This window comes from Pseudomonas sp. Pseusp9, from assembly GCF_059491265.1.
In genome coordinates this window covers 2,171,056-2,196,765 of sequence record NZ_CP168500.1, presented here as the reverse complement: position 1 = coordinate 2,196,765, position 25,710 = coordinate 2,171,056, and the positions used below count along the sequence as shown (strand labels likewise).

Here is a 25,710-nt window from a genome sequence, read left to right as displayed (position 1 = left end):
ACATCATGACGGCGAAGGTTCAACTGATCTCCCCGGTCGATGGCCGGGTGTACGTCGAACGCGAGGTGGCCGATGCGGCCCAAATCGAGCACGCGCTGACGGCCGCTGCCAGCGCACAGGCGTCATGGCAACGCCGCTCACTGAGCGAACGCGCGGCGTTTTGCACGGCCGCAGTGGACGCGATGCTGTCGATGCAGGCGGACATCGTGCCGGAGCTGGCCTGGCAGATGGGCCGCCCGGTGCGTTATGGCGCCGGCGAATTGCGCGGTTTTGCCGAACGCGCCCGGCACATGATCGCTATCGCGCCGCAGGTCCTGACGGCTGTGGAGCCGGAACCCGTGGCGGGATTCCGGCGCTACATCAAGCGCGAGCCGCTGGGCACGGTGCTGGTGGTCGCCCCGTGGAACTACCCCTACCTGACGGCGGTGAACACGATCATTCCGGCATTGATGGCCGGCAACAGCGTGATCCTCAAACATGCGTCGCAAACACTGCTGGTGGGCGAGCGCTTCGCCGAGGCCATGCGTCTGGCCCACCTGCCGCCAGGCCTGTTCCATAACCTGCTGCTCGATCATCGGCAGACCGCTGCGATCATTGGCTCGGGCCGGGTACAGCAGGTCAACTTCACCGGTTCGGTCGATGCCGGCAAAGCCATGGAACGCGCGGCCACGGGGCGTTTCATCGGTGTGGGCCTGGAGCTCGGCGGCAAGGATCCGGCCTACGTGCGGACTGACGCCAATCTCGACCATGCGGTGGAGAACCTGGTGGACGGCAGCTTCTTCAATTCCGGGCAGAGCTGCTGCGCCATCGAACGCATCTACGTCGACCAGGCCATTTACCCGGCCTTTGTCGAAGGCTTCGTCGCCTTGACCCGTCAATATGTGCTGGGCAATCCGCTGCACGAAGCCACCACCCTCGGGCCATTGGTTTCGCCCGGCGCAGCCGATTTCGTTCGCGAACAGATCGCCGAAGCAGTGAAGCTGGGGGCCAGGGCGCTGATCGATCCCAAGGCATTTGCCGCAGATACGCCGGGCAGCGCCTATCTTGCGCCACAGGTGCTGGTCGGTGTCAGCCACAAGATGTCGGTGATGCGCAAGGAAAGCTTTGGTCCGGTGGTCGGCATCATGCCAGTGGCCGATGACGATGAAGCCATCGCCTTGATGAACGACAGTCCGTTCGGGCTCAGCGCCTCGCTATGGACGCAAGACCTCGCAGCGGCCGAACGCCTGGGCAACGAGATCGCCACCGGCACGGTGTTCATGAACCGCTGCGATTACCTCGACCCGGCACTGGCCTGGACCGGCGTGAAGCACAGCGGGCGCGGCGTCACGCTGTCGCCACTGGGCTACGAGCACCTGACCCGCGCCAAATCCTTTCATCTGCGTCACGAGGTGTAGACCATGAACCTGACAGGAAACTGGAGCTACCCCACCAGCGTTCGATTCGGTGTCGGGCGCATCGCCGAGCTGGCCGACGTCTGTCGCAGCCAGGGTATCCAGCGGCCGTTGCTGGTGACCGACAGCGGCCTGGCGCGCGCGCCGATCACCACGGCGGCGCTGGACGCATTGCGCGCCGCCGGTCTTGGCGTGGCGCTGTTCTGTGACCTCAAGCCCAACCCGGTGGAAGCCAACCTGGCCGGCGGGCTCGACGCCTGGCGTGCCGGTAAGCACGATGGCGTGATCGCTTTTGGCGGCGGCAGTGGCCTGGACATGGGCAAGCTGATTGCCTTCATGAGCGGCCAGACCCGCCCGGTCTGGGACTTCGAAGACATCGGCGACTACTGGACCCGCGCCGACGACAGCCGCATCGCCCCGGTCATTGCGGTACCGACCACGGCGGGAACCGGTTCCGAAGTCGGTCGTGCGGCGGTGATCATCGACGAACGCACCCACACCAAGCGCATCATCTTCCACCCGAAAATGATGCCGCGCGTGGTGATCAGCGACCCGGCCCTCACCGTCGGCATGCCGGCCAAAATCACCGCCGGCACCGGCATGGATGCATTCGCCCACTGCCTGGAAGCGTACTGCGCCCCCGGCTTTCACCCCCTGGCCGATGGCATCGCCGTGGAAGGCATACGCCTGGTGGCCAATGCACTGGTGAAGGCGGTACACACGCCGTCGGACCTTGAGGCGCGCGCGCAAATGCTCGCAGCGGCGGCGATGGGCGCCACGGCATTCCAGAAAGGCCTGGGCGGGATGCATGCGCTGTCGCATCCGGTGGGCGCGCTGTACGACACCCATCACGGCATGACCAATGCCACCTTCATGCCCTATGTCCTGCAGTTCAATCGCGCGGCCATCGAGGAGCGCATCACCCGCCTGGCGGCGTACCTGCGCCTGCCCTCCCCGGGGTTCGACAGTTTCCAGGCCTTCGTCCTCAAGCTGCGCAAGGACATCGGCGTGCCCCATACCCTGGTTGAACTGGGTGTGGATGACCAACAGGCCGACCTGATCGCGGACATGGCGATTGTCGACCCCTCCGCCGGCGGCAACCCGCTGCCATTGACCCGGGACGGTGTGGCAAGGATTTTCGACGCGGCGTTTCACGGCCGTCTGTAGGAGCGAGCTTGCTCGCGATGGACTTGAGAATGACGCGGGGTGTCAGGCTCCCCGCGTCATCGTTGACGTTCATCGCGAGCAGGCTCGCTCCTACAGAAAACCAAGGTCGAGCCTACGGCGGCTCAGTTCGGCCTGTCCAAAACCTGAAGGGGCACACATCATGAACCCAGCAAGCCAGCCCGGCACCGACGCCCACGACGAGGACGTCAAGGTGCTGCACAGCATGGGCTATGCCCAGCAACTCTCGCGACGAATGGGCGTTTTCTCCAACTTTGCCATTTCCTTTTCGATCATCTGCATCCTCTCGGGTGGCATCAACTCGCTGGCCCAGGGCACCTCGGGCGCGGGGGGCATATCCATCGGCATCGGCTGGCCGATCGGCTGCCTGATCTCCGGGGTGTTCGCCATGGCCATGGCGCAGATTTCCTCGGCCTACCCCACCGCTGGCGGCCTGTATCACTGGGGCTCGATTCTCGGTAACCGCTTCACGGGCTGGCTGACCGCGTGGTTCAACCTGCTGGGGCTGGTCACGGTGCTCGGGGCGATCAACGTCGGCACCTACTACTTCTTTTTCGGTGCCTTCGGACCGGCGCTGGGCATGGAGGACACGACCACGGTCAGGGTGATTTTCCTGGCGATCCTCACCGGCCTGCAGGCCCTGTGCAACCACCTGGGCATCGGCCTGACCGCCAAGCTCACCGACTTCTCCGGCTACCTGATCTTCGCCACGGCGCTGGCGCTGACCATCGTCTGCCTGATCTCGGCGCCCAGCTATGAATTCGCCCGGTTGTGGACCTTCAGCAACTATTCCGGCGAGGTGGGCGGCAGCGTCTGGCCGCAGGTCTCGAATGGCTGGATTTTCATGCTCGGCCTGCTGCTGCCGATCTACACCATCACCGGCTATGACGCCTCTGCGCATACCTCCGAGGAAACCCGCAATGCGGCCATGTCGGTGCCCCGGGGCATGGTCATGTCGGTGGTCTGGTCGTTGCTGTTCGGCTGGCTGATGCTCAGCGCCTTCGTGCTGATGCTGCCGAGCATGGACGAGGCGGCCAAGCAAGGCTGGAATGTGTTTTTCTGGGCCATGAACACGCAAGTGAATCCGTTGCTTCGGGATGTGCTGTACGTGGCGATTTTCATCTCGCAGGTGCTTTGCGGACTGGCCACCGTGACCTCGGTTTCGCGCATGATCTTTGCGTTCTCCCGGGATGGCGGCCTGCCTTGCTCGAAAGCGCTGGCCTCGGTGTCGCCGACCTTTCGCAGCCCGGTGGCGGCGATCTGGACCGGTGCAACCCTGGCCGTGCTGTTCGACTGGGGCTCGTCGGTGATCTCGGTCGGGGCAACGCCGGTCTATACCATCGTGGTGTCCTGCACGGTGATCTTCCTGTTCTTCTCCTTCGCCATCCCCATCGTGCTCGGCCTGTTTACCTACGGGACGTCGAAGTGGCCGACCATGGGGCCATGGAACATGGGGCGCTTCTGGTACTCGGTGTTCGCCATCCTCTCGGTCCTTTCGATGATCATCATTTTCGTCATCGGCATCCAGCCACCGAACGATTGGGCGCTGTACATCACCATCGGCTTCCTGATCCTGACCGCCATCGTCTGGTTCGGGTTTGAGGCTCGACGCTTCCAGGGGCCGCCAGTGGGCGACGTGATCGTCAAGCGCCAGGCGGAAATTGCTGCGGCGGAAGCGGCGTTGAACAAACAAAGCGCAGGTTGATGGCTGCTCTGCACTGTAGGAGCGAGCTTGCTCGCGATGGTCGTTAACGATAACGCGTGTTTACTGGCCAAACGCGGCGCTCTTGAGTCCATCGCGAGCGAGCTCGCTCCTACAGGGTTCGGGCCTCATCAGCCGGGCTTTTTTGTATGGCGATGATTTATCCTGTGCCCTCCGATTTCACACCGGAGACACCAGTGCCTACCCTCACCGCCCGCGAGGTTTACCAACAGTTGCGCGATGCCGCCCAGGGCATTCGCACCTTCAAGTCTCTCGATGAACACAGTGCGTCGAATCCTGTACAGGTCGACATCGACGGCTGGCGCCTGACGCTCGACGTCGACGCCGGCCACCTGCGCCACTGCCTGCACGGCCAGAGCCCCGATGGTCGCGAGTATGCATTCGACAGCGGGCAGCGCTTCGGCACCGACCCGGTGAGTTTGCTCAGCACCTGGGAGCTGGCGCAGATCGAACGACTGCTGGCCTGAACCCTGCGCAACCTGTCGTTCCCTGGCCGCACTTGTGATACACAAGCCGCAGTGATTTTGCGTCCAAGGAGACTCTGCCCATGCCCCGTTCCCCACGCCTGCCGCACTGGCTGGCCTGTGCCCTGCTCGCTTTGTTCGCTGGCGGTGCCCAGGCCAGCACGATGCCCCCGGCGCCCGAGACCTTGCAACCCTTGCTGACAACGATGAATGAGCGGTTGAACATCAGTGAACTGGTAGCGCTGACCAAATGGGACAGCGGCAAACCGGTCCAGGACAACGCCCGGGAAGCGCAAGTCATCGCCAACGCCAGGAAGCAGGCGGCCGAGCGCGGGCTCGACCCCGACGACGTCGCCGACCTGATCGCCGCCCAGATCGAGGCCAGCAAACTGGTGCAATACGGCCGGCTCGCGCAATGGCAAGTTGCGCACAAGGCGCCGGACACATCACGGCCGGACCTCAACAACGAAATCCGGCCGAAGCTCGACAAGCTGCAAAACCTGCTGCTCAAGCAGTACGCCGATTTCCTGCCCTACCGCAAAGACCCGAACTGCCCGCAGTGGCTGGCCACCGAACGTTCCGCGCTGATCAAGGATGACCTGCGTGACCAGGCGTTGATTCGGGCGACCGGAGAGCTGTGTATCGTGGGGCGGTAAAGTCAGATGAGCCGCACAGAAACCCTCGCCAAAATCCTGCTCGGCCCGTTGCTGCTGGTGCAGGGCCTGTACACGCGGCGGGTGACGCCCAGGTTGCCGGAGGCCGAAGGTGAACGCCTGGGCGAGGCTGGCAGCGGCGACGTTCTGCGCTTGTTGATTGTGGGCGACAGTGCCGCTGCCGGTGTGGGTGCGGCGACTCAAGGTGAAGCCCTCAGCGGTCGGCTGGTGGAGCGCCTGGCCGAGGAATATCAGGTGTCGTGGAAACTCTTGGCGCGCTCCGGTCTGGACTCGCAAGGGTTGCTGGAGCTGCTGGAACAGCACGCCCCGGAGCCGTTCGATGTGGCGCTTTTGTCGATTGGCGTCAACGATGTCACCAGTTCACTCTCCCTTGATCAGTGGCTCGCGCGGCAACAGCGATTGATCGCGCTGTTATGCGACAGATTCGCGGTGAGGCAGATTGTGCTGTCGCCGCTTCCGCCCATGCACCTGTTCCCCGCCCTGCCGCAGCCGCTGCGCTGGTTTCTGGGGTTCCGGGCGCGCCGTTTCAATGCACATCTTGCGGATCTGGCCGCACGCGTGGATCAATGTACGCTGCTGAGCACTCCGCTGGCACCGGAACCGGGCTTGATGGCCAGCGATGGTTTTCATCCGGGGCCGATGCTCTACCGTCAATGGGCTGACGATGCCGCCAGGGTGATCGACCAACGTTTTCGCACCACAACAATAAAAAACAGGAGTTGAAGATGTCCGAGCTGAACCTGAACCCCAACGTCGCAGCGTCCCTGAAGCAGTGGCACGCGATGATCGACAAGCGCGACTTGAGCGCCTTGCCCGATATGCTCGATCCGCAGGCGGTGTTCCGTTCGCCGATGGCGCATACGCCGTATCCGGGAGCACCGGTGGTGTCGATGATCCTCAACACGGTGGTGAACGTGTTCGAGGATTTTGCCTATCACCGTGAGTTGGCCACGGCGGATGGCTTGAACGTGATTCTCGAATTCAGCGCCAAAGTCGGCGAGAAAGAGCTCAAGGGCATCGACATGATCCGCTTCAACGAACACGGCAAGATTGTCGAGTTTGAAGTGATGGTGCGCCCGCTCAGTGGCTTGCAGGCGCTGGGTGAGGAAATGGGGCGGCGCCTCGGTGCTTACCTGAAGGCAAGCAAGGCCTGATTTATCTGATTCACTGAATACCCTTGTGGGAGCGAGCCTGCTCGCGAAAGCGGTTTGTCAGTCGACATCCATATCGATTGGGATGCCACCTTCGCGAGCAGGCTCGCTCCCACAGGTTCGGTGGTGGGTATCTCACACCATCGGCTGGTGACTGGTCACGCAGTGAATGCCGCCTCCGCCCGCGGAGATCGCGTCGATGTCGAGCTGCACCACCTCGCGGTCCGGGTAGAGTTCAGACAGCAGGTCGAAGGCTTTGGCATCCGCTTCCTTGTCGCCGAATTGCGGTGCGATGATCGCGCCATTGATCACGAAGTAGTTGATGTAGCCGGCGGCAAAATCCGGGTTGTCCTTGCTGAACCGGCTGTTGCGCGGGTTGAGCGGCGGCGACACGGTATGCACCTGCAACTTGCGACCATCGGCATCCGTGGCGTTTTCGAGGATTTCCAGGTGGGCACGGGTGACCTTGTAGTCGTAGGACTCGGGGTCGTTGTCGAGGTTGGCGATCACCACGCCGGGTTTGACGAAGCGCGCATAGAAATCGACATGGGCGTCGGTGATGTCCTTGCCCTTGATCCCCGGCAGCCAGATGATTTTGCGCAGGCCCAGCCGTTCTTTCAGTTCCGCTTCGACCTCGGCCTTGCTCCAGTGCGGATTGCGATTGCGGTTGATCCAGCTGCTTTCGGTCATGATCCCGGTGCCGTGGCCATCCACTTCGATGCCACCGCCCTCGCCCACCAGTTCGCTGCGCAGGTAATCCGCCTTGGCGTCTCCGGCGACCCGGGCGGCCAGTTGCGCATCCTCCTCATGCTGCTGTTTGTTGCCCCAGCCGTTGAAGTTGAAGTCCACGGCGCCGAGGTCGCCGTTGCCATCGACGACAAAATTGGCGCCGATGTCACGCATCCAGATGTCGTCCAGCTCGGCGATCACGAAGGTGGTGTTGTGGCTGCCGCATTTGGCTTCGGCCAGGCGCCGTTCGCTCTGACGGCAGAACACGGTGACCGGCTCGTATTCAGCTATCGCGCGGGCAATCCGGCCAAGGGCGTCTTGCACGTGGGGCGTGAAATCCTCCCAGATCGCCGCCTGTGCGCCGAAGGCGATGAAGGCCCGCTGGTGTTTGTCCCCTTCATCGGGCATGTACCAGTTGCCTTTAACGGCCGCTCGCACCGGCAGGGAGGCAAAGCCCAATCCCATGGACGCCAGCGCGCCCAGTCCGGCGACGAGCGATACCTGCTTGATGAATGTTCGACGTGTCGGCATGTATTTTCCTGATATCTCGGGTGTGGCCGGCCCTGGGGCCGGCCGGTGATCATTTAACGGTAGCGGTTTTGAACTTGGTCCAGGTGCGCATGCGCGCCCGCATGTCGGACTGGGGGATGTCCTTGCCGGGAATCAGCCGCGCGTAGGTGGCTTCATCGAGGTAGATGTCCGGGTTGTTGCGCATCGCGGCATCGACGTCCGGCCGCGCCTTGGCGTTGGAGGTCGGATAGCCGGTGAAGTTGCTGATGGCCGCCATGTTCTGCGGGCGCATCACAAAGTTGATGAATGCGTAGGCGTACTCCGGATGCTGCGCGTCGACGGGAATGGCCATGGTGTCCATCCACACCGTGGTGCCCTCGCGGGGAATGCGGTAGTGGAAGGTGGTTTTCTTGCCGGCGCTGTCAGACGTGCGCTGCGCCTGGGTCATGTCACCGCTGTAGCCGAGGGACACGCACAGGTTGCCATTGACCAGATCGGTCACCGGTTGCGACTGGAACTTGCGAATGTACGGCCGCAGTTTCATCAGCAGCTCGCTCGCCGCCGCCAGGTCCGCCGGCTTGGCGCTGCGTGGATCGCGGCCGAGGTAGTTGAGTACCACGGCCAGTACCTCGTCCGGCGAGTCGATCATCGAGATGCCGCAGTCGGCGAACTTCGCCGCCAGTTCCGGTTTGAACAGCATGTCCAGGCTGTCGACCGGTGCGTCCGGTGCGCGCTTGGCAATCTGCTCGGCGTTGTAGGTCAGGCCGATGGTGCCCCAGGTATACGGGACCGTGGCCTTGCTCGAATGCTCGTAGTGCGAGCGCAGCTTTTGCAATCCGGGCTCGACGTCGTTCAGGGCGGTGATTTTTGATGGGTCCAGAGGCTGCAGACTGCCGGCGCGCATCAGGCGCTCGGCCACAGTGTCACCGGGGAAGATCAGGTCGTAGCCACTGCCGCCAGCGAGCATTTTCGCTTCCAGGGTTTCACTGCCATCCATGACATCGTAGATCACCTTGATCCCGGTTTCGGCGGTGAACCTGCTGAGGGTGTCCTCGGCAAAATAATCGGCCCAGTTGTACAGCCGCAGGGTTTTCTCCTCGGCGTGCAGCGCAGGCACCGCACAGGTCAGCGCCAGCCCCATGGCCAGGCACAGCTTGTTGATCGTGTTCATGTCACACCCCTTGGGTTGCCCAGCGTGAATGGATCTGACGACCGTCCTGGGTCAACAAGGCGCCGTACATTTCCGGACGGCGATCGCGGTAGATGCCCCAGGTCAGGCGGTCTTCGCGCATGGCCGCCAGGTCCAGGCTGTGGACCAGCACGCCGGTGCTGTCGCGGTCGGCTTCGGCGAGCAACTTGCCCTTGTGGTTGCAGATGAACGACGAGCCATAGAAGCTCATTTGCAGGGTCGGGTCGGTGGTCGCCGCTTCCCGGCCGACACGGTTGGCGGCCACCACCGGCAGCAGGTTGGCGGCGGCGTGGCCGCGCATGGTCATCTGCCAATGATCGCGTGAATCCAGCGTTGCGCAGCCCGGCTCGGAGCCGATGGCCGTGGGGAACAGCAGCACTTCGGCGCCCATCAGGGCCAGGCAGCGGGCGGTTTCGGGGAACCACTGGTCCCAGCAGATGCCCAGGCCGATGCGCCCGAACGCGGTGTCCCAGACCCGGAAACCGCTGTCGCCGGGGCTGAAGTATTCCTTCTCCTGATAGCCGATGGCGTTGGGGATGTGGGTCTTGCGGTACACACCCAACAGACGCCCGTCGGCGTCGGCCACGCTCAGTGAGTTGAAGTAGGCATTGCCGGCCTTCTCGTACCAGCTCAGCGGCAGCACCACTCCCAATTCCCCGGCCAGCGCGGCGAAGCGCTTGAGCACGTGGCTGTCGCGGTACTCCTCGGCCAGCGCCAGGTGTTTGTGGTGTTGCTCGATGCAGAAATACGGCGTGGCGAACAGCTCCTGCAACAGGATGACCTGCGCGCCCTTGGCCGCGGCCTCGCGGACCAGTTGCTCGGCCTGGTCGAGGTTGTGTTTGAGGTCCCAGGTGCACGGCATCTGGGTGGTGGCGATAGTCAGCAGTGTCATGGCATCAACCCCGCACCGGCCAGGCCGGCTGTTGCTGGGTGATGCAATGCACACCGCCACCGCCATGGGCCAGATGGTTGATCCGCACCGGCACCACTTCGCGCCCCGGGAACGCCTGCGCCAACACTTGGGCCGCGACGTTGTCGGCACCGATGCCATAGGCCGGCATGATGATCGCGCCGTTGGCGATGTAGAAATTGGTGTAGGAGGCGCAGAACACTTCGGCCTCGGTGTCCACCGCATCGCTGGCTTCATACAGTTCGATCAGCTCGAACTTGCGACCCTGGGCGTCGGTGGCCAACTCCAGGGCGCGGCGGTTCTCGCGGGCCACTTCAGCGTACACCGATTGCTTGTCGTGGGTGGCGTCCACCAGCAACACGCCGGGACGGGCAAAGGCGCACACGCCGTCGACGTGACCGTCGGTCATGTCGCCGGTCACGTAGTCCGGATCGCCCGGCAGCCAGATGGTTTTCTTCACGCCCAGCAGACGGCTGAAGATCTCTTCGATCTCGGCCTTGGTCACGCCCGGATTGCGATTGGGGTTGAGCAACACCGACTCGGTGGTGATCAGCGTGCCCTCGCCGTCCACATGAATCGCACCGCCCTCGTTGCTCAGCGCCGTGCCGAAACACTCCAGCCCCAGATGGTTGAGCGCGCGGCGGGCCAGGCTTTCGTCCAGATCGTGGGCCGACTTGCCGCCCCAGGCATTGAAGCGCCAGCTCACGCCGGCCAGGCCTTGCTGCGGGTGGCAGACGAAGCTCGGGCCGGAGTCACGGCACCAGCTGTCGTTGACCGCCAATTCGATCAACTCGATGTTCGGCCCGCACAAGGCTTTGGCGCTGGCGACCGCCGAAGGATCGACCACCAGTTTCACCGGCTCGAAACGGGCGATGGCGTTGGCTACGCGGGCGAAGTCCTCTTGAACCTGTGCCAGGGTCACCCGCCAGCCGGACTCCCAAAGGGTCTTGTTGTGCGGCCAGACCATCCAGGTGGCGGCGTGGGTGACCCATTCGGCTGGCATCATCCAACCGCTGTTTTGAATTGCGTTCTGCTGCATGACAAGTACCTCTGAGTTAAGTCATTGTGTTCAATGAAAACGGCCTTGGTGGTCTTGGCATGCATGCTACGACTGGTAAAACGGGCAAACAAACGATGGATTTTGCAGGCAACTGATTAGAGGAACTTATCGATATGCTCAAACACTGGCCGCCCCTGAGCACCCTGCGCGGCTTCGAAGCCGCCGCCCGGCTGGGCAGTTTCCACAAGGCCGCCGAAGAGCTGCACCTCACCCAATCGGCGATCAGCCAGCAGATCCGCAGCCTTGAGGCTTACCTTGAACAACCGCTGTTCTATCGCAGCGGGCGCAGCGTCAGCCTGACCGATGCCGGTCACGACTTGCTGAGCACCACCCAGGCGCTGCTGCAGCAACTGGCGGTGGGCATTCGCCGATTGGGGCAATACCAGAAACCCAATCAACTGGTGCTCAACACCACCCCGGCGTTTGCCCGGCACTGGTTGTTGCCGCGCCTGGGGGATTTCCGTCGGCAGCATCCGCAGGTCGACCTGTGGATTTTCAGTACCGATGAAGTGCCGGACATGGCCAGCCAGACCATCGACCTGGCGGTGCGCGACGACATCAGTTCCCAGGCCGAATGCAGCTTCAAGGTGCTGCACGCCGATCGCCTCTACCCGGCGTGTCACCCGAGCCTGCTGGCGGTGCCCGTGGAACAGCGCACCACCCTGCATGGCGAACGGGAAATGGACTGGAGCCACTGGGCGGTGGAATCGGCAATCGATGTGGGGCAGATGGATCAGGGGCTGAATTTTTCCGATCCGGGTTTACTGCTGGACGCGGCCTGCAGCGGGCTCGGCATTGCGCTGGTGAGCCAGTTGCTGAGTCGGCAGGCGCGGGCCAGCGGGCTGTTGCAGCCGATGGTGGAGCAAACCATCCGCGGCCCGAACTGGGCGCTGCTGACGCACCGTGACAGCGAGAACATCCCGATGGCGCGGGCCTTCACCGAATGGCTGGTGGACAATCTGGCGGCCGACCAGCAGGCCACGGCGTGATTATTGCGCCGGGAAGGTTTGCAGGTAGGCGAGCAGGTCTTCGATTTTTTCCGGGTCGCTGAGGCCCCAGAAAATCATGCGGGTGCCGGGGACGACCTTCTTCGGTGCTTCGAGGTAGGCGATCAGGGTTTCGCGGTCCCAGACCAGGTTGGCTGATTTCATCGCATCGGAATACACGTAGTCCGTGGTCACGGCGGAATGGCGACCGATCACGCCATTGAGCTGCGGGCCAAAGAAGGCGCGAGCCGATTCGCCGATCTGATGGCAGCCGCTGCAGAGGCGCTTGAACACTTTCTCCCCGGCCTGTACATCGCCTGCGGCAAGGGCGGGTGTGCTGAACAGGCCGGCGGTAAGCGCCGAGGCGAGGGTCAGTGCGGCGAGTTTCTTCATGGTCCGTTTCCAGTTTTCCAATACCGGCTATTGGAACATGACCGTCAGCCTTGTGCATTCCCTGTGGGAGCGAGCCTGCTCGCGAATTCGGTGTGTCAGCCAACATTGATGCTGAATATCAGTAAGCATTCGCGAGCAGGCTCGCTCCCACAAGGGTTCTGTGTACTGGATTATTTTTTTGATCGGGATGTATTGAGCTCGATTGCCGCCTGAATCAACGCCGTCAGGGCCTTTTCATCGATCAACTCACCCTCGCGGATATCGATGGCACGCCGCGTATTGCCTTCAAGGCTGGCGTTGAACAGCTTCGCCGGATCGTCCAGCGAAGCGCCCTTGGCGAAGGTCATCTTCACCACTTGTTTGTAGGTCTCGCCAGTGCAAATGATGCCAGCTCGGGACCACACCGGCACGCCCCGCCACTTCCACTCTTCAATCACTTGCGGGTCGGCCTGGCGGATGATCCTGCGGATGCGGGCCAGGGTTTCGCCGCGCCAGTCGGCCAGTTCGCGGATTCGCTCGTCGATCAGCGCCGAGGCTTCGTTTGAGTCAACCTTGTCCGTTTGCATACCCGTCTCCACCTTCTTCACGAGGGTTATGACCGATGAGGGTAGACGGTGTTCGAGGCTTGTCAGCAATCGCTGACTGACGGCGTCTGGGCCACTTGTCGGGTTTTCACCGTGACGAACATTTTGATGCGGTCGCCGATTTCCTGAAGGGTATGGCGGAACGGGTCGTGCCTTTCGCTGGTGGTCGGGTCTTCGAAACTCCAGGCGATCACTTCACCGCTGAACGGCATGCGCGAGGCCTCTTCGGAGGACTTGTCGCACAGGGTGATGACGTAGTCGAACGCCTGGCCTTCGAAATCCTCGAGGGACTTGCTGCGCAGGCCGCTGGCATCGACATTGATGTGCTCGAGGGATTCGAAGGTGCGCGGGTCGATCGCGGTAGCCTCAAGCCCGGCGCTGAAGGCCCGGAAGTCGGCAGGGTCGGTGTGGCGAAGCAAGGCTTCGGCCAGGGGTGAGCGGACATCGTTTCTAGCGCAGACGAACAGCACGCGACGTGGGTCGGTCATGGGTTTACCTCGGCTGGCAGGTTTTAGTGTTTGCTCATCAATCCATGCAGCACGCCGAACCGCAAACCCGGTTCAGACGCAATCATATGCGTGATCCCGAACACCTTGAACGCCGCCAGCATCAACACCAGACCGCCGGGCAAGATGCTCAGGCGATGGGTGGGCAGCCCCGCCAACCTGAGGTGCTTCACATGTTTGACTTCCAGCAGGCGCAACGACAGGCGCAACAGGCCGCCGTAGGTGATGCCACTTTGACCGTCATCGTTGAGGCCATTGGCCTTGAGCACCTTGGCCAGCATTCGCGCCGTGCCTGAAGACCCGATCGCCTGCTGCCAGCCCATGGCGCGGTAACGCCGGGCAATGCGCTCGAACTGCACCGTGGCCGCGCGTTCGGCCTCCAGCAGCGCTTCGGCGATGATTCGCCCGCCATGGAAGTAATGCGCCCCGAAGGTGCCGCTGCCGATGGCAATGCTCTCGGTGACCAGCAACCGGTCGCCACGGCCGATGATCAATTCCGTGGAGCCGCCGCCGATATCCACCACCAGCCGCGTGCTCTGCGCCGGCAAGGTGTGGGCCACGCCGGCGTAGACCAGTTGTGCTTCTTCGTGACCGGAAATGACGTCGATGCGAAAGCCCAGGTGGCGCTCGGCACTGGCCAGGAACAGCGGTGCGTTGTCCGCTTCGCGCACGGCACTGGTGGCCACCGCCCGCACGCGCCCGGCCTCGAAACCGCGCAACTTCTTGCCGAATCGCGCCAGCGCCTGCCAGCCACGGTCCAGCGCCAACTCATCGAGCGCCCCGCCCTGCAGGCCTTCGGCCAGACGCACCGGCTCACGCAGGGTTTTCACTTCCTGAATGACCATCTGCTGGTTCCGTCGCACCGACTGGCCAATCATCAGGCGAAACGCATTGGAGCCCAGGTCGATGGCGGCAAACAGCGGGGCGTCTTTCATAGGGGGTTCCTTGCACATTCATCTGCCGGCAGGCTGGCGGTCGCCGGGCACTCAAGACGGATTGCGAGGATTTTGCCATTGCTTCGATGACACCAAGATGACACCACCGGGCATCACCACTTCGTAACAAACTGTGACTAACGTCGGCTGTGCCACCCATGACGCGAGTGTCTCACCATGCTTTCCAATCAGGACACCTTGATCCAGCGCATCCACCGCGAGCTGCTCGATATCAGTGACGAAGAGCTGGAACTGGAATTATCGGAAGACGGACACAACCTGGACGCGCTGTTCGATGAACACATCGAGGATGGCAGCGAGAAAGAGGCGCGGCGCCGTTACTTCGCCGAACTGTTTCGCCTGCAGGGCGAACTGGTGAAATTGCAGAGCTGGGTGGTGAAAACCGGCCACAAGGTAGTGATCCTGTTCGAAGGCCGCGACGCCGCCGGCAAGGGTGGCGTGATCAAGCGCATCACCCAGCGCCTCAACCCCCGGGTTTGCCGGGTGGCCGCCCTGCCCGCGCCCAATGACCGCGAACGCACGCAGTGGTATTTCCAGCGCTATGTTTCGCACTTGCCCGCCGCCGGGGAAATCGTGCTGTTCGACCGCAGCTGGTACAACCGCGCCGGGGTCGAAAAGGTCATGGGGTTCTGCAATGACGACCAGTACGAGGAATTCTTCCGCACCGTGCCGGAATTCGAGCGCATGCTCGCCCGCTCCGGCATCCAGCTGATCAAGTACTGGTTCTCGATTTCCGACCAGGAACAGAACCTGCGCTTCCTCAGCCGCATTCACGATCCGCTCAAACAGTGGAAACTCAGCCCCATGGACCTGGAGTCACGCCGCCGCTGGGAGGCCTATACCAAGGCCAAGGAAATCATGCTCGAACGCACCCACATCGCCGAAGCGCCCTGGTGGGTGGTGCAGGCCGACGACAAGAAGAAGGCCCGACTCAACTGCATTCATCACCTGCTCAGCCAGATGCCTTATGAAGAAGTCGAGTTGCCTGTGATCGAATTGCCGCAGCGCGTTCGCCAGAAAGACTATTCACGCGGCCCTGTACCGCAGGAAATCATCGTGCCGGAGATCTACTAATCTCGACACACGACCTGTGGCGAGGGGGCTTGTCATCGAATCGTCATGTTGTGGGCGCCATACTCAGGCCATCCAATGCGTGCTTTAACTTTCTGCTGCCTCTCCCGGCGGCTTTTTTTTGCCTGAAATTGCGCTTACAGACACTCCTGCGCCGCACGCTCGAACGCGGACGGCACGAACGCCGACGCCAGCAGCTTGCGCTCGTACAGGAACACCTTGCCGCCATTGGAGGCCTTATAGGTTTCGAGCACGTTGTCTGCCGCCACTTTGCTGGATACGACGATCCGGTAGCTGCGCTGGGTCTGCGAGACAGTGGGCGCCAGCGCATCGTGCTGCAACTTCGGCACCACGCAATGGGTGTACTCCTGCGGCGACTTGGTGGTCTGCAAGGTCAGCGTCGGATTGTTCGGAGTGGCACAACCGGCCAGCAGCAACGGGGCGAATACCAGGGTCGTGGCGAAAAAAGCGCGCATGAGTCAGGTCCTGAAAAGAAATCAACGGTAGTCTGGGTTGCCCGCCGCTCAATGGACGCCGGGCTGATTAATTTGTTGTTGCGGTCAATCCGGCGGTTACCAGCGCCTTCAACGACGCATCGAACTGTTTCAATGCAGTCAGTTGCAGGTCGCGTTGCTGTTCGATTTGCGCGGCAATCTCGGGCGCGGCCTTGTCATGCACCCACACCGACGGCAATTGTTTTTCCACCGCGCCTTCGGCCTTGCCGATGTATTGCAGGCTGGCGTCGTAAAAACGCGCGGCGAAACGCGCCTCGACCCGGTCGTTACGCTGGGTCAGCAACTGGTTGTGGGTATCGAGCATCACCACCACGTCCGGGTGGGCCTGCATCAGGGCATCGAGGTTGTCGTAGACCGTCACCGACACAAAGGTGTGCTGCAGCGAACTCATCAGCCAGTCGATGGCCAGGTCCGGATCGGAGCTGTTGACGAACGCCTGGCGAATCCGCGCATCCAGTGCGTTCTTCGCGCCGTTCACCGCAACCGAGTGGTACTGCTCAAGGTATTGCAGGTTTTCCACGGTGTTTTCGCTGTAGAGCACCCCGACCGTCTGCCCGTATTGCAACCCGCCCTGGCTCCCGGTGATGGGCGGCAGATGGCAGGCAGGCGCGTCCTCGGCGTAGGCCGATGCGGTGGATGCAACACTGCCCAGCAACAGGGCAATCACAGCCAGTCGGGTCAACATTTTCATCGCGCAGGTTCCCTGAGCAGCGTATTCAATGCAGGCGATTTTCCGCCTTTGCAGAAAAAACAGAACTTGCGATTCTTGATGGTGACTATTGACTGAACCAATAGTGCGGGGTCGCTGGCGCATGCATCTGGCGCAAACTTACCGGTCAATGTCGAACAGACGGCTGTGCCAGGCAGCCAGGGTTCATTACAGTGGCGACTGCTCTCATAACCGGATCAAGGAACGAAACAATGGTGACCTGCTACCTGAAATACGTGCTCGACCCCTACCAGCTCGACGCCTTCGAGCACTACGGCAAGTTGTGGATTCCCCTGGTGGAAAAATTCGGCGGCCAGCACCACGGCTACTTTTTGCCGTCAGAAGGCGCCAACAACATCGCCTTGGCCTTGTTTACCTTCCCGAGCCTGGCGGATTACGAACATTACCGGCAACAGTCGATGAACGATCCGCAGTGCCTCGCTGCGTTCAAATACGCCGAAGAGAGGAAATTCATCCTCAGCTATGAACGTTCGTTTCTGCGTCCGGTGTTCGGATGATCCGCAACGGTCATGGGTCCGCCCTGACCAGTCAAAAAAGCCGCCCCCACGGGCGGCATTTTTGATGGCTGGCACTACGCTATAGCGAGCGCCCTTGGCGAATTGTTCGTCGCCGCTGAACCGCCATGCCGGCCGCCATTGGCCCAACCGCAATGTGAATCCGATCTCCCTGCCCCGTGGGTGAGTGAACATGAACAATGTGTGGAGTCGCTGTCGCCATCTGTCTTTGCTGATGCTGTTGTGCTGGCTGAATACGGCCCTGGCGCAAACCCTGCCCGAACTGCCAGCGGTCGAACTGACGCCAGCCGAAGAAGCCGAAGTGCAGAGCCTGGTGCTGCCGGTGCCGGAGGACTGGCTCGGCGACTTCGAAGGCATGCGTGAACGCCGCCTGATACGCATCCTGGTGCCGTACAGCAAGACTTTCTTCGAACTCGATCGCGGTCGCCAGCGTGGCCTGACCTACGAGTTGGGCAAAGGACTGGAAACCTGGCTGAACAAGACCCAGCCCTACGCCAAAAAATCGATGCAATGGCGGGTCATGTTCATCCCGACCGCCCGCAACGAGCTGATGCCCAAGTTGGCCAGGGGTGTCGGCGACATTGCCGCCGGCGGCCTGACCATCACCGACGAACGCCTGAAAACCGTGGATTTTTCCGATCCGTTTGCAGTGAACATCCCCGAAGTGCTGGTCACCGGACCTGGCAGCAAGCCCATTGCAAAAATCGAAGACCTGGCCGGGCAGGAAGTGACTGTCCGCGCATCGAGCAGTTACTACGAGCACCTACAGGCGCTGAACGCTTCATTCAAGGACAAGGGCCTGACCCCCATCGAGCTGAAGGCCGCCGATGAAAACCTGGAGTCCGAGGACCTGCTGCAAATGGTCAATGCCGGGTTGCTCAAGGCCACGGTGGTGGATCGTTACATCGCCGTCATCTGGTCGCCGCTCTACACCGACATGAAAGTCCACGACAAAGCGTTCATGCATGAAAACTCGCAATTTGCCTGGGCGATCCGCAAGGACAGTCCACAGCTCAAAAGCCAATTGGCCAGCTTCGTCAAAACCCACAAGGTCGGCACTACGTTCGGCAACAGCCTGAGAACCAAATACGTCACCAACAGCAGCAAACGGGTACTCAATGCCACATCCGAAGCGGAAATGAAGAAATTCCAGGAGATGGTGGACATCTTCACCCGCCACGCCAGCACCTACGGCTTCGACCACCTGATGCTGATGGCCCAGGGGTTCCAGGAATCGCAGCTTGACCAGACGGCACGGAGCCCCAGAGGCGCGGTCGGCGTGATGCAATTGCTGCCGAAAACCGCCAATGATCCCACGGTGGCCATCGGCGGTATCGACAAGAGCGCCGACAGGAACATCGAGGCCGGCAGCAAGTACATGCGCCTGCTCGCCGACAAGTACCTGAACGACCCGCAATTGAACCAGATGAACAAAACCCTGATGACCTTCGCCGCCTACAACGCCGGGCCGGGCAACTTGCGTAAATTCCGCGCCCTGGCGGAAAAATCCGGGCTGGATAAAAACATCTGGTTCGGCAATGTCGAGCAGGCGGCAGCGCAGGTGGTGGGCCGCGAGACGGTGGATTACGTCGGCAACATCTACAAGTACTACGTGGCGTACAAGCTGGTGGAGGAAAAAAACGCGGCAAGTAAAACCGCCGCCGCTCAGCAATGACGGCTGGGCGGCGGTCCGGCTCAGTGTTTTTTCAGGTCCAGGCAATAGGTGTAGTAACCGGGGTCGCGTACCCAGCCCAGGGACTCGTACAAACGCTGGGCGGTGAAGTTGTCGGTGGCGGTTTCCAGGGTCATGCCTTTGCCGCCGGCAAGCCTGGCAAAGTCCCGGGCGGTGTTCATCAGCAGTGTGCCGACACCTTTGCCCCGGGCAGCGGGCGTGGTGAACAGGTCACCCAGTAGCCATGTGCGGTGGGCGTCGATGGAGGAAAAGGTCGGGAACAGCTGGACGAAGCCGAGGTTTTCGCCGTCGTTGTCTTGAGCAAGAAAAATCACCGATTCGTCCCGGGCAATGCGCTCGGCGATGAAGGCGCGCGATTGCGCCAGGTTCGACGGCTGCTCGTAGAACATCCGGTAGGCGTCGAACAAAGGGGCGATCTGGTCGATATGCGATGCGTCGGCGCGCAGGGCCTGAATAGCCATGAGGGTGCTCCATTGCGGTCTCAAGGAATTACAGACTAGCAATGGCAACGGAACTGCGACGTAAAACTTTCTGAAAGCACCGTGCCCCCTGTGGGAGCGACGGTGCGGCGATCCGACCTGCTCGCGAAGGCGGCTTCACATTCAACAAAGATATTGATGGGAAGATCGCATTCGCGAGCAGGCTCGCTCCCACAGTGGATTTCCACATTAGATCGCGGGTTGCGGTCAGACCCGCACGTTACGCCCCGGCAGCGAAGTACGCTGGCTGTTCTCCCAGCCTTCGACCAGCCCCACCGGCACATCCGACGCCGGCAGCATCCGCACGCCACGCACCAGATCGGCGGCGCGCTCGGCGAGCATGATGGTCGGTGCATTGAGGTTACCGTTCGGCTCGGTCGGGAACACCGACGAATCGATGACCCGCAGACCGGCGATGCCATGCACGCGCAATTGCGAATCGACCACCGCCATGTCGTCCTCGCCCATGCGGCACGAACCACAGGGGTGGTAGGTGCTTTCCAGGTTGTCGCGCACGAAGGCGTCGAGGTCTTCGTCACTGGTGACCTGCGCGCCCGGGGCGATTTCGCCGTCGCGGAAACGGTCCATGGCTTTCTGTCCGATGATCTCGCGGGTCAGGCGGATGCAACGACGGAAGCCTTCGCGGTCCTCTTCCCGCTCCAGATAGTTGAAACGGATTTCCGGATGCTCGTAGGGGTCGGCCGAGCGCACGCGCACGTAACCGCGGCTTTTCGGTTTGTTCGGACCTGTGAGCACCATGAAGCCGTGGCCCTTGATCGGTTTGTTGCCGTCGTAGCGCATCGCTGCCGGCAGAAAGTGAAACTGGATGTCCGGCCAGCGCAGGCCCTTCTCGGAGCGGATGAAACCACCGGCCTCGAAGTGGTTGGTGGCGCCCAGGCCGTCCTTGAACAGCAGCCAGCGCAGACCGATCATCAGTTTGCTCAGCGGGTCCATCTTGCTGTTGAGGGTCACCGGTTCCTTGCAGCCGAACTGGATGTACACCTCGGCGTGATCCTGCAGGTTCTCCCCGACGCCCGGCAGGTCGTGGCGCACACCGATCCCGGCCTTGCGCAGGACTTGCGCCGGGCCGATGCCCGAGCGTTGCAGCAGGTGCGGCGAGCCGATCGGCCCGGACGAGATGAGCACTTCGCGGTTGCAATACACCTGGTGGGTCTGGCCACCGTGGTCATACATGACCCCGACCGCGCGCTTGCCTTCGAGGATGACCTGCCGCGTCATCGCATGGGTGATCACCGTCAGGTTCGGCCGGCCCATGGCCGGGCGCAGGTAGGCGTTGGCGGTGGAACAGCGCACACCGTTTTTCACGGTCATGTGCATGGCACCGAAACCTTCCTGCATGTAGCCGTTGCAGTCTTCGGTCTTGATGTAGCCCGCCTCCGCGCCGGCTTCGACCCAGGCACCGTACAGCGGGTTTTTCATGTGGTTGCCGTTGGTGGTGTGCAGCGGCCCGGTTTGCCCGCGGTAGCTGTCGCCACCCGATTCGTAGCTCTCGGCGCGCTTGAAGTACGGCAGGCAGTTGCGATAGCCCCAGCCTTCAGCACCGAGGGACTCCCACTCGTCAAAGTCCAGTGCGTGACCACGGATATACACCAGGCCGTTGATCGACGACGAGCCGCCCAGCACCTTGCCCCGAGGGCAGTGAATGCGCCGGCCGTTGAGGAAAGTCTCCGGCTCGGTCTCGTAGCGCCAGTTGTACTTCTTGGTGTTCATCGGGATCGAGAAGGCACTGGGCATCTGGATCACTACGCTCTTGTCGCTGCCGCCGAATTCCAGGACCAGCACCGAAGTGGCCGGGTCTTCGCTCAGGCGGTTGGCCAACACACAACCTGCCGAGCCTGCGCCAATGATGATGTAGTCGTATTTTTGCGTTGCCATTTTTTGCGTGGTCATGACTATCTCCCGACCGTCGATTCAGTGAATACCGGCAGTGGCTGCTGTTTGTGGGTCAGCGTGTCGCCGGTGGTGTATTGCGGGGAGCTTTTTTCGATCTGCTGGATAACGGCTTCTTCGCGCTTGAGGTCGATCGAGCGGCTCAGCCAGTAGTACGCCAGTCCCGACACGATCAGCCCGACCAGCCAGGCGATGTCGATGCTGCCCAGTGCCTTGGCGAGCGGGCCGACATACACCTCGCGCTGTTCAACGCCGTCGAAGATGTAGAAGAACGGGATCATCGAGACAAAACCGATGGCATAGGCTGCGATACCGCGCAGTCCCCAGCTGCCATAGATGTTGCCGTGGGGCATGAAGAAGTGCGGGATGGCGTAGCGGCCCTTGCGCACGAAGAAGTAGTCGGTGAGGTTGACCGAGGTCCAGGGCACCAGGAAGTACAGCATCACCACCAGGTAGATCCCCAGCACCGACAGGCCTTTGCCGGAACTCTGGATGCTCAGGGCCACGCCCAGTTGCAGCAGGATCACGAAGCCGATGGCGAGGATGCGCGCCTTGCGCGTTGGTTCGATGTGCCTGATCGAGTCGACGCAGGTCAGTGTGGTCAGCTTGGCGCTGTAGATGTTCATCGCGATCACCGGCAGGAACGCCAGGATGGTGACGACCACCACCGCCGTGCCCACCAGCGGCGACACGGTGTTGCCGACTTGCCCGAGGGCGACCAGCACATCGGTGGAGTGCAGGTGGTCGGCCAGCCAGCCGCCCACGGAGATCATCCACGCACCGGACAGCGAAGCGCCGAGGAACACCACTGCGATCAACTTGCCGCTGGACGTGTTCTTCGGCAGGTAGCGCGAATAGTCCGACACATAGGGCGCATAGGCGATGTTGTAACTGGCGGCCGCGGCAAACTGTGCGATGAAACCGGTCCAGTTGAAACCCAGCGGCGCCGGGGCCGCTTCGCCCGCCGCCAGTGCCGGCATGGCCGCGTCCGGCACCCAGCCCATCAACACCGCCACGGTCACCAGGCCATACAGCGGCAACGACAGGAACAACGCCCATTTGAAGCTGCGGTGCATCCAGTCATGTCCGAGGATCGCCAGTACCGCCGCCGGCAGGGTCACCGCCACCGCGATCACCGCCGGGTTGAACCCGAACAGCGTGTGCAGCCCCTGCATCATCAGCACCAGGTTGACGATGTTGAAGCCGGCGAACACGAACAGCGTCGCCAGCAACACCAGGATCACCCCGCGATAACCGAACTGCGCACGGGACTGGATCATCTGCGGCAGACCAAGGTGCGGGCCTTGCGAGCCGTGAAACGCCATGAACAGCGTGCCGAACATGATGCCCAGCGTGCCGGCGAGCGTGGTCCAGAGCGCGGTCAGGCCGACGCTCGGGCCAACGAAGCCGATGGTCATGGTGAAGAAGGTGAAATTGCCGAGGAACCAGAACGGGCCCTGGCTCGACAGTTTGTCGGTGCGCTCGTTCTCGGGGATGAAGTCGATCGAATGCCCCTCGACGACGGATTTTTCGTCGAGGGCGGACACGCTCGTGGCGGACTTGGCGTTAGTGTTCATGACGGACTCTTATTGTTGGAAGATCATGACGAGATAACCGCGTTCTTTCGGGTGAACGACTCCCGGGAGCTTCCTTGCCGTTCCCGAATTTCAAATTTGCCAATGGTGCAAATGACGCAAAACCTGTGGGAGCGAGCCTGCTCGCGAAAGCGGTGGGTCAGGCAACACAGATGTCGGATGTGCCGACCTCTTCGCGAGCAGGCTCGCTCCCACAAAGGGCTAGTGTCAGCTCGGCAGCGTGATCCAGACGGCCTTGGTTTCGAGCAGGTAATCGAGCTGCTCGGCGCCCAGGTCCTTGCCGAATCCGGACTGTTTGTAGCCACCGAACGGCATCGACGGATCGAGGGTGCCGTGGGCGTTGACGTAGACCGAACCGGCCTTGAGGCGCGGGATCAGGCTGTGCACTTTCCCCAGGTCGTTGGAATACAGTGCGGCAGCCAGGCCGTAAGGCGAGTCGTTGGCCAGGGCCAGCGCCTGTTCTTCATCGTCGAACGGTGCGGTGACCAGCACCGGGCCGAAGATCTCTTCCTGGACAATGCGCATGTCGTTGCGGCAGTGGGCGAAGATGGTCGGCTCGACGAAGAAGCCAGGGCCATCGACCGGTTGGCCACCGTAGACCAGCTCGGCGCCTTCGGCCTTGCCGGTTTCGATGTACTCGGTCACACGCTGTTTTTGCAGGGCCGAGACCAGCGGGCCGATGAAGCAGTCCGGGTCCAGGCCCGGGGCCATTTTCAGGGTGCGTGTGTAGGCGATCAGCTCACGCAGGAATTGGTCGTAGACGCTGCTATGAATATAGGCCCGTGTACCGGCGTCGCATACCTGCCCGGAGTTGAAAAACACGCCGTTGGCGACCGCTTGGGCGGCGGCCGGGATGTCGGCGTCGGCGCAGACGATGACCGGTGATTTGCCACCGAGTTCGAGGGTCAGGCGCTTCATGTCATCCAGCGCTGCGCGGCCGACAGTCTGGCCGACCGGAGTCGAACCGGTGAAGGTCAGTTTGTCGATGCCGGGGTGGGTGGCCATGGCCGCACCGACCACGCTGCCGCGCCCGGTGACGATGTTGATCACGCCGTCGGGGATGCCCGCTTCCTGCACCAGTTCAGCGAAACGCAGGGCCGACAGCGATGTCAGCTCGGCGGGCTTGACCACCACGGTGCAACCGGTGGCCAGCGCCGCACCGAGTTTCCAGGCCATGGTCTGCAGCGGGAAATTCCACGGCACGATGGCGCCGACGACGCCCACCGCTTCCTTGCGGGTATAGGCCAGGTAATTGCCCGGCAGCGAAGGCTCGACGGTACGCCCGTGCAGCTTGGTAGCCCAGCCGGCGAAGTAACGCAGGGTGTCCACGGTGCCCTGGATGTCCACGTCCCTGGCAAAGGCCACGGACTTGCCCATGTCGATCGATTCGATCTGCGCCAGCTCGGCGGCGTTCTGCTCGATCAGGTCGGCCAGGCGTTGCATCATCCGTTCGCGCTCGGCCGGTTTGGCCTGGCGCCAGGCGCCGCCGTCGAACTGGGCGCGGGCCGCTTGCACAGCACGGTCCAGGTCATCGACGGTACCCATGGGAATGCGGGTGAGCAGGCCTTCGGTCGAGGGTTCGATAACATCGGAGGTTTCGCCGTTGCCGGCCTCGACCCAGGCGCCGCCGATGAACATCTTCTGGACCTTGCCGAGGAAGGTCTGGGTGGCTTCGCTGACGCCGAATTTCTGCAGGTAACTTTTGACGATCGTGTCCATTTTTATTCTCTCTGCCCGGCAGTCAGATCCTGCCGGGCTTTGTGGTTTCGATATCAGGCTGGAGTGGTTTCGCTCTCGGCGGCCGCCCGCACCTTGCCCCGCTCATGGAAGATGAAGCCGATGCTGTTGAGCAGCAGTTGCGCGGCGAGAATCGACGTCATGCCGGTCGGGTCGTAGACCGGTGCCACTTCCACCAGGTCCATGCCGACGATGTTGCCCTTGCTGCGCTTGGCCAGGGCCTGGATGATTTCCAGCACTTCGTAGTAGAGGAAGCCGCCGTGGCTCGGGGTGCCGGTGCCGGGGGCGATGGACGGGTCGAAACCGTCGATGTCGATGGTGATGTAGTAGTTGATGTCCTGCGGGATCAGCGCCAGCACACCCTCGACGCCGAGGCGACGCACGTCGCGCACCGAGAGGATTTTCGAGCCGGCTTCGTGGGCTGCTTCATAGTCATCACGGTTGGATGACGACACGTTGCGAATGCCCATTTGGGTCATGCCGACAATGTGGTTCATTTCAGAAGCGCGGCGCAGCGGGTTGCCGTGACCGTAGCGCACGCCATGGCGCTCGTCGACGAAGTCCAGGTGCGCATCGAAGTGAATGATGTGGATCGGGCCACGCCCTTCGAAGGCCTTGATCACTGGCGCGTGCACCGAGTGATCGCCGCCGAGCACCACCGGCATCACGCCGGCATCGAGGATCTTGCGTACGGCGTATTCGGTGTTCCTGTTGCTGGTGGCCATGTCGGTGTGGACGATGTCGGCATCTCCGACATCGACCATGCGCACGTCCGATGCGGTGAGGTACATCACGTCATCTTCGTGATCGTAGGCGCCGGCGTGACCGAAGGAAAACAGCGTCGATGCTTCACGAATCCCGCGTGGTCCGAAGCGTGCGCCGGAGCGCCACTGGGTACCCATGTCGTTGGGCACGCCCAGCACCGCGACGTCGGCATCCAGCGCATCCCAATCGGTGCACACCGGGGATTTGCCAAAGGTGCAATGACCCACGAATGGCAGGTTCAGGCGACCGGATTCATAACCGTTGTTCGACATTTCTAGCCTCTCC

The 25,710-nt window shown here is 62.2% G+C and carries 26 protein-coding genes; 11 read left to right on the top strand and 15 right to left on the bottom strand.

Going from position 1 to position 25,710, the window contains the following annotated elements; all coding sequences use genetic code 11:
- The first annotated feature begins 5 nt into the window (after positions 1-5).
- The 7 genes from ACEN8E_RS09925 (at position 6) to ACEN8E_RS09895 (ending at position 6,594) form a co-directional block, all read left to right on the top strand.
- Positions 6-1,397 carry an aldehyde dehydrogenase family protein gene (locus ACEN8E_RS09925; RefSeq protein ID WP_495592441.1) on the top strand — a complete coding sequence of 464 codons (1,392 nt, stop codon included), beginning with the start codon at positions 6-8 and terminating at the stop codon, positions 1,395-1,397.
- Positions 1,398-1,400: 3 nt separating this feature from the next.
- On the top strand, positions 1,401-2,561 hold the full coding sequence (locus ACEN8E_RS09920; protein WP_495592440.1) for an iron-containing alcohol dehydrogenase: 1,161 nt from the start codon (positions 1,401-1,403) through the stop codon (positions 2,559-2,561).
- A 160-nt stretch (positions 2,562-2,721) separates the two neighbouring features.
- Positions 2,722-4,284, top strand: coding sequence for an amino acid permease (locus tag ACEN8E_RS09915; RefSeq protein WP_495592439.1), 1,563 nt, complete (start codon positions 2,722-2,724; stop codon positions 4,282-4,284).
- Between the two features lie 194 nt (positions 4,285-4,478).
- On the top strand, positions 4,479-4,769 hold the full coding sequence (locus ACEN8E_RS09910; RefSeq protein WP_495592438.1) for a DUF7693 family protein: 291 nt from the start codon (positions 4,479-4,481) through the stop codon (positions 4,767-4,769).
- Positions 4,770-4,849: 80 nt separating this feature from the next.
- Positions 4,850-5,422 carry a chorismate mutase gene (locus ACEN8E_RS09905; RefSeq protein WP_495592437.1) on the top strand — a complete coding sequence of 191 codons (573 nt, stop codon included), beginning with the start codon at positions 4,850-4,852 and terminating at the stop codon, positions 5,420-5,422.
- Positions 5,423-5,428: 6 nt separating this feature from the next.
- Entirely contained in the window at positions 5,429-6,163 is a 735-nt protein-coding gene (locus tag ACEN8E_RS09900; protein ID WP_495592436.1) for an SGNH/GDSL hydrolase family protein, read from the top strand.
- A gap of 2 nt (positions 6,164-6,165) precedes the next feature.
- Complete coding sequence (locus tag ACEN8E_RS09895; RefSeq protein WP_495592435.1) at positions 6,166-6,594, top strand: nuclear transport factor 2 family protein; 429 nt, start codon at positions 6,166-6,168, stop codon at positions 6,592-6,594.
- Positions 6,595-6,726: 132 nt separating this feature from the next.
- Here the strand turns inward: ACEN8E_RS09895 and ACEN8E_RS09890 are convergent, their stop codons facing one another.
- From ACEN8E_RS09890 to ACEN8E_RS09875, 4 genes are read right to left on the bottom strand one after another with little or no spacing between them, the layout of a single operon-like run.
- Complete coding sequence (locus ACEN8E_RS09890) at positions 6,727-7,851, bottom strand: agmatine deiminase family protein (protein ID WP_495592434.1); 1,125 nt, start codon at positions 7,849-7,851, stop codon at positions 6,727-6,729.
- A gap of 49 nt (positions 7,852-7,900) precedes the next feature.
- On the bottom strand, positions 7,901-9,001 hold the full coding sequence (locus ACEN8E_RS09885; protein ID WP_495592433.1) for an extracellular solute-binding protein: 1,101 nt from the start codon (positions 8,999-9,001) through the stop codon (positions 7,901-7,903).
- Position 9,002: 1 nt separating this feature from the next.
- Positions 9,003-9,911: an N-carbamoylputrescine amidase gene (gene aguB, locus ACEN8E_RS09880; RefSeq protein WP_495592432.1), complete on the bottom strand. Its 909-nt coding sequence runs from the start codon at positions 9,909-9,911 to the stop codon at positions 9,003-9,005.
- 4 nt (positions 9,912-9,915) lie between these two features.
- Positions 9,916-10,968 carry an agmatine deiminase family protein gene (locus tag ACEN8E_RS09875; RefSeq protein ID WP_495592431.1) on the bottom strand — a complete coding sequence of 351 codons (1,053 nt, stop codon included), beginning with the start codon at positions 10,966-10,968 and terminating at the stop codon, positions 9,916-9,918.
- A gap of 134 nt (positions 10,969-11,102) precedes the next feature.
- On the opposite strand from ACEN8E_RS09875, the gene ACEN8E_RS09870 reads away from it, so the two are divergent.
- Complete coding sequence (locus tag ACEN8E_RS09870) at positions 11,103-11,978, top strand: LysR substrate-binding domain-containing protein (protein WP_495592430.1); 876 nt, start codon at positions 11,103-11,105, stop codon at positions 11,976-11,978.
- Here the strand turns inward: ACEN8E_RS09870 and ACEN8E_RS09865 are convergent, their stop codons facing one another.
- The 4 genes from ACEN8E_RS09865 to ACEN8E_RS09850 all read right to left on the bottom strand — a co-directional run bounded on the left by ACEN8E_RS09865 (position 11,979) and on the right by ACEN8E_RS09850 (position 14,393).
- The gene (locus tag ACEN8E_RS09865) at positions 11,979-12,368 is read right to left on the bottom strand and encodes a c-type cytochrome (protein WP_495592429.1); all 390 of its coding nucleotides are present in this window, start codon (positions 12,366-12,368) and stop codon (positions 11,979-11,981) included.
- 170 nt (positions 12,369-12,538) lie between these two features.
- Positions 12,539-12,934, bottom strand: coding sequence for a DUF1801 domain-containing protein (locus ACEN8E_RS09860; protein ID WP_495592428.1), 396 nt, complete (start codon positions 12,932-12,934; stop codon positions 12,539-12,541).
- 62 nt (positions 12,935-12,996) lie between these two features.
- Complete coding sequence (locus ACEN8E_RS09855; protein WP_495592427.1) at positions 12,997-13,440, bottom strand: arsenate reductase ArsC; 444 nt, start codon at positions 13,438-13,440, stop codon at positions 12,997-12,999.
- A gap of 23 nt (positions 13,441-13,463) precedes the next feature.
- Positions 13,464-14,393, bottom strand: a complete 930-nt coding sequence (locus ACEN8E_RS09850) for a Ppx/GppA phosphatase family protein (RefSeq protein WP_495592426.1) — start codon at positions 14,391-14,393, stop codon at positions 13,464-13,466.
- Positions 14,394-14,570: 177 nt separating this feature from the next.
- On the opposite strand from ACEN8E_RS09850, the gene ppk2 reads away from it, so the two are divergent.
- Entirely contained in the window at positions 14,571-15,488 is a 918-nt protein-coding gene (gene ppk2 / locus ACEN8E_RS09845; protein WP_495592425.1) for a polyphosphate kinase 2, read from the top strand.
- A gap of 134 nt (positions 15,489-15,622) precedes the next feature.
- On the opposite strand, the gene ACEN8E_RS09840 is transcribed toward ppk2, so the two are convergent.
- Positions 15,623-15,961, bottom strand: coding sequence for a hypothetical protein (locus ACEN8E_RS09840; RefSeq protein WP_495592424.1), 339 nt, complete (start codon positions 15,959-15,961; stop codon positions 15,623-15,625).
- Between the two features lie 67 nt (positions 15,962-16,028).
- Positions 16,029-16,691, bottom strand: coding sequence for an ATPase (locus ACEN8E_RS09835; protein ID WP_495592423.1), 663 nt, complete (start codon positions 16,689-16,691; stop codon positions 16,029-16,031).
- A 230-nt stretch (positions 16,692-16,921) separates the two neighbouring features.
- Between ACEN8E_RS09835 and ACEN8E_RS09830 the strand changes: the two genes are divergently transcribed.
- Complete coding sequence (locus ACEN8E_RS09830; RefSeq protein ID WP_495592422.1) at positions 16,922-17,227, top strand: NIPSNAP family protein; 306 nt, start codon at positions 16,922-16,924, stop codon at positions 17,225-17,227.
- Between the two features lie 190 nt (positions 17,228-17,417).
- Complete coding sequence (locus tag ACEN8E_RS09825) at positions 17,418-18,920, top strand: MltF family protein (protein ID WP_495592421.1); 1,503 nt, start codon at positions 17,418-17,420, stop codon at positions 18,918-18,920.
- 20 nt (positions 18,921-18,940) lie between these two features.
- Here the strand turns inward: ACEN8E_RS09825 and ACEN8E_RS09820 are convergent, their stop codons facing one another.
- From ACEN8E_RS09820 to speB, 5 genes are all read right to left on the bottom strand, one after another.
- On the bottom strand, positions 18,941-19,399 hold the full coding sequence (locus ACEN8E_RS09820) for a GNAT family N-acetyltransferase (protein ID WP_429368979.1): 459 nt from the start codon (positions 19,397-19,399) through the stop codon (positions 18,941-18,943).
- Positions 19,400-19,624: 225 nt separating this feature from the next.
- Positions 19,625-21,313 carry a choline dehydrogenase gene (gene betA, locus ACEN8E_RS09815; protein WP_495593297.1) on the bottom strand — a complete coding sequence of 563 codons (1,689 nt, stop codon included), beginning with the start codon at positions 21,311-21,313 and terminating at the stop codon, positions 19,625-19,627.
- A gap of 17 nt (positions 21,314-21,330) precedes the next feature.
- Positions 21,331-22,905: a purine-cytosine permease family protein gene (locus ACEN8E_RS09810; protein ID WP_495592420.1), complete on the bottom strand. Its 1,575-nt coding sequence runs from the start codon at positions 22,903-22,905 to the stop codon at positions 21,331-21,333.
- A gap of 225 nt (positions 22,906-23,130) precedes the next feature.
- Entirely contained in the window at positions 23,131-24,642 is a 1,512-nt protein-coding gene (locus tag ACEN8E_RS09805; RefSeq protein WP_495592419.1) for an aldehyde dehydrogenase family protein, read from the bottom strand.
- Between the two features lie 53 nt (positions 24,643-24,695).
- Positions 24,696-25,697: an agmatinase gene (speB, locus tag ACEN8E_RS09800; protein WP_495592418.1), complete on the bottom strand. Its 1,002-nt coding sequence runs from the start codon at positions 25,695-25,697 to the stop codon at positions 24,696-24,698.
- Positions 25,698-25,710: the final 13 nt, after the last annotated feature.

Bases quoted from the DNA above. Each gene is read 5' to 3' on its own strand.
- ACEN8E_RS09925 (WP_495592441.1), top strand. From the start codon at position 6: ATGACGGCGAAGGTTCAACTGATCTCCCCGGTCGATGGCCGGGTGTAC.
- ACEN8E_RS09920 (WP_495592440.1), top strand. From the start codon at position 1,401: ATGAACCTGACAGGAAACTGGAGCTACCCCACCAGCGTTCGATTCGGT.
- ACEN8E_RS09915 (WP_495592439.1), top strand. From the start codon at position 2,722: ATGAACCCAGCAAGCCAGCCCGGCACCGACGCCCACGACGAGGACGTC.
- ACEN8E_RS09905 (WP_495592437.1), top strand. From the start codon at position 4,850: ATGCCCCGTTCCCCACGCCTGCCGCACTGGCTGGCCTGTGCCCTGCTC.
- ACEN8E_RS09900 (WP_495592436.1), top strand. From the start codon at position 5,429: ATGAGCCGCACAGAAACCCTCGCCAAAATCCTGCTCGGCCCGTTGCTG.
- ACEN8E_RS09895 (WP_495592435.1), top strand. From the start codon at position 6,166: ATGTCCGAGCTGAACCTGAACCCCAACGTCGCAGCGTCCCTGAAGCAG.
- ACEN8E_RS09890 (WP_495592434.1), bottom strand. From the start codon at position 7,851: ATGCCGACACGTCGAACATTCATCAAGCAGGTATCGCTCGTCGCCGGA.
- ACEN8E_RS09885 (WP_495592433.1), bottom strand. From the start codon at position 9,001: ATGAACACGATCAACAAGCTGTGCCTGGCCATGGGGCTGGCGCTGACC.
- aguB (WP_495592432.1), bottom strand. From the start codon at position 9,911: ATGACACTGCTGACTATCGCCACCACCCAGATGCCGTGCACCTGGGAC.
- ACEN8E_RS09875 (WP_495592431.1), bottom strand. From the start codon at position 10,968: ATGCAGCAGAACGCAATTCAAAACAGCGGTTGGATGATGCCAGCCGAA.
- ACEN8E_RS09870 (WP_495592430.1), top strand. From the start codon at position 11,103: ATGCTCAAACACTGGCCGCCCCTGAGCACCCTGCGCGGCTTCGAAGCC.
- ACEN8E_RS09865 (WP_495592429.1), bottom strand. From the start codon at position 12,368: ATGAAGAAACTCGCCGCACTGACCCTCGCCTCGGCGCTTACCGCCGGC.
- ACEN8E_RS09860 (WP_495592428.1), bottom strand. From the start codon at position 12,934: ATGCAAACGGACAAGGTTGACTCAAACGAAGCCTCGGCGCTGATCGAC.
- ACEN8E_RS09855 (WP_495592427.1), bottom strand. From the start codon at position 13,440: ATGACCGACCCACGTCGCGTGCTGTTCGTCTGCGCTAGAAACGATGTC.
- ACEN8E_RS09850 (WP_495592426.1), bottom strand. From the start codon at position 14,393: ATGAAAGACGCCCCGCTGTTTGCCGCCATCGACCTGGGCTCCAATGCG.
- ppk2 (WP_495592425.1), top strand. From the start codon at position 14,571: ATGCTTTCCAATCAGGACACCTTGATCCAGCGCATCCACCGCGAGCTG.
- ACEN8E_RS09840 (WP_495592424.1), bottom strand. From the start codon at position 15,961: ATGCGCGCTTTTTTCGCCACGACCCTGGTATTCGCCCCGTTGCTGCTG.
- ACEN8E_RS09835 (WP_495592423.1), bottom strand. From the start codon at position 16,691: ATGAAAATGTTGACCCGACTGGCTGTGATTGCCCTGTTGCTGGGCAGT.
- ACEN8E_RS09830 (WP_495592422.1), top strand. From the start codon at position 16,922: ATGGTGACCTGCTACCTGAAATACGTGCTCGACCCCTACCAGCTCGAC.
- ACEN8E_RS09825 (WP_495592421.1), top strand. From the start codon at position 17,418: ATGAACAATGTGTGGAGTCGCTGTCGCCATCTGTCTTTGCTGATGCTG.
- ACEN8E_RS09820 (WP_429368979.1), bottom strand. From the start codon at position 19,399: ATGGCTATTCAGGCCCTGCGCGCCGACGCATCGCATATCGACCAGATC.
- betA (WP_495593297.1), bottom strand. From the start codon at position 21,313: ATGGCAACGCAAAAATACGACTACATCATCATTGGCGCAGGCTCGGCA.
- ACEN8E_RS09810 (WP_495592420.1), bottom strand. From the start codon at position 22,905: ATGAACACTAACGCCAAGTCCGCCACGAGCGTGTCCGCCCTCGACGAA.
- ACEN8E_RS09805 (WP_495592419.1), bottom strand. From the start codon at position 24,642: ATGGACACGATCGTCAAAAGTTACCTGCAGAAATTCGGCGTCAGCGAA.
- speB (WP_495592418.1), bottom strand. From the start codon at position 25,697: ATGTCGAACAACGGTTATGAATCCGGTCGCCTGAACCTGCCATTCGTG.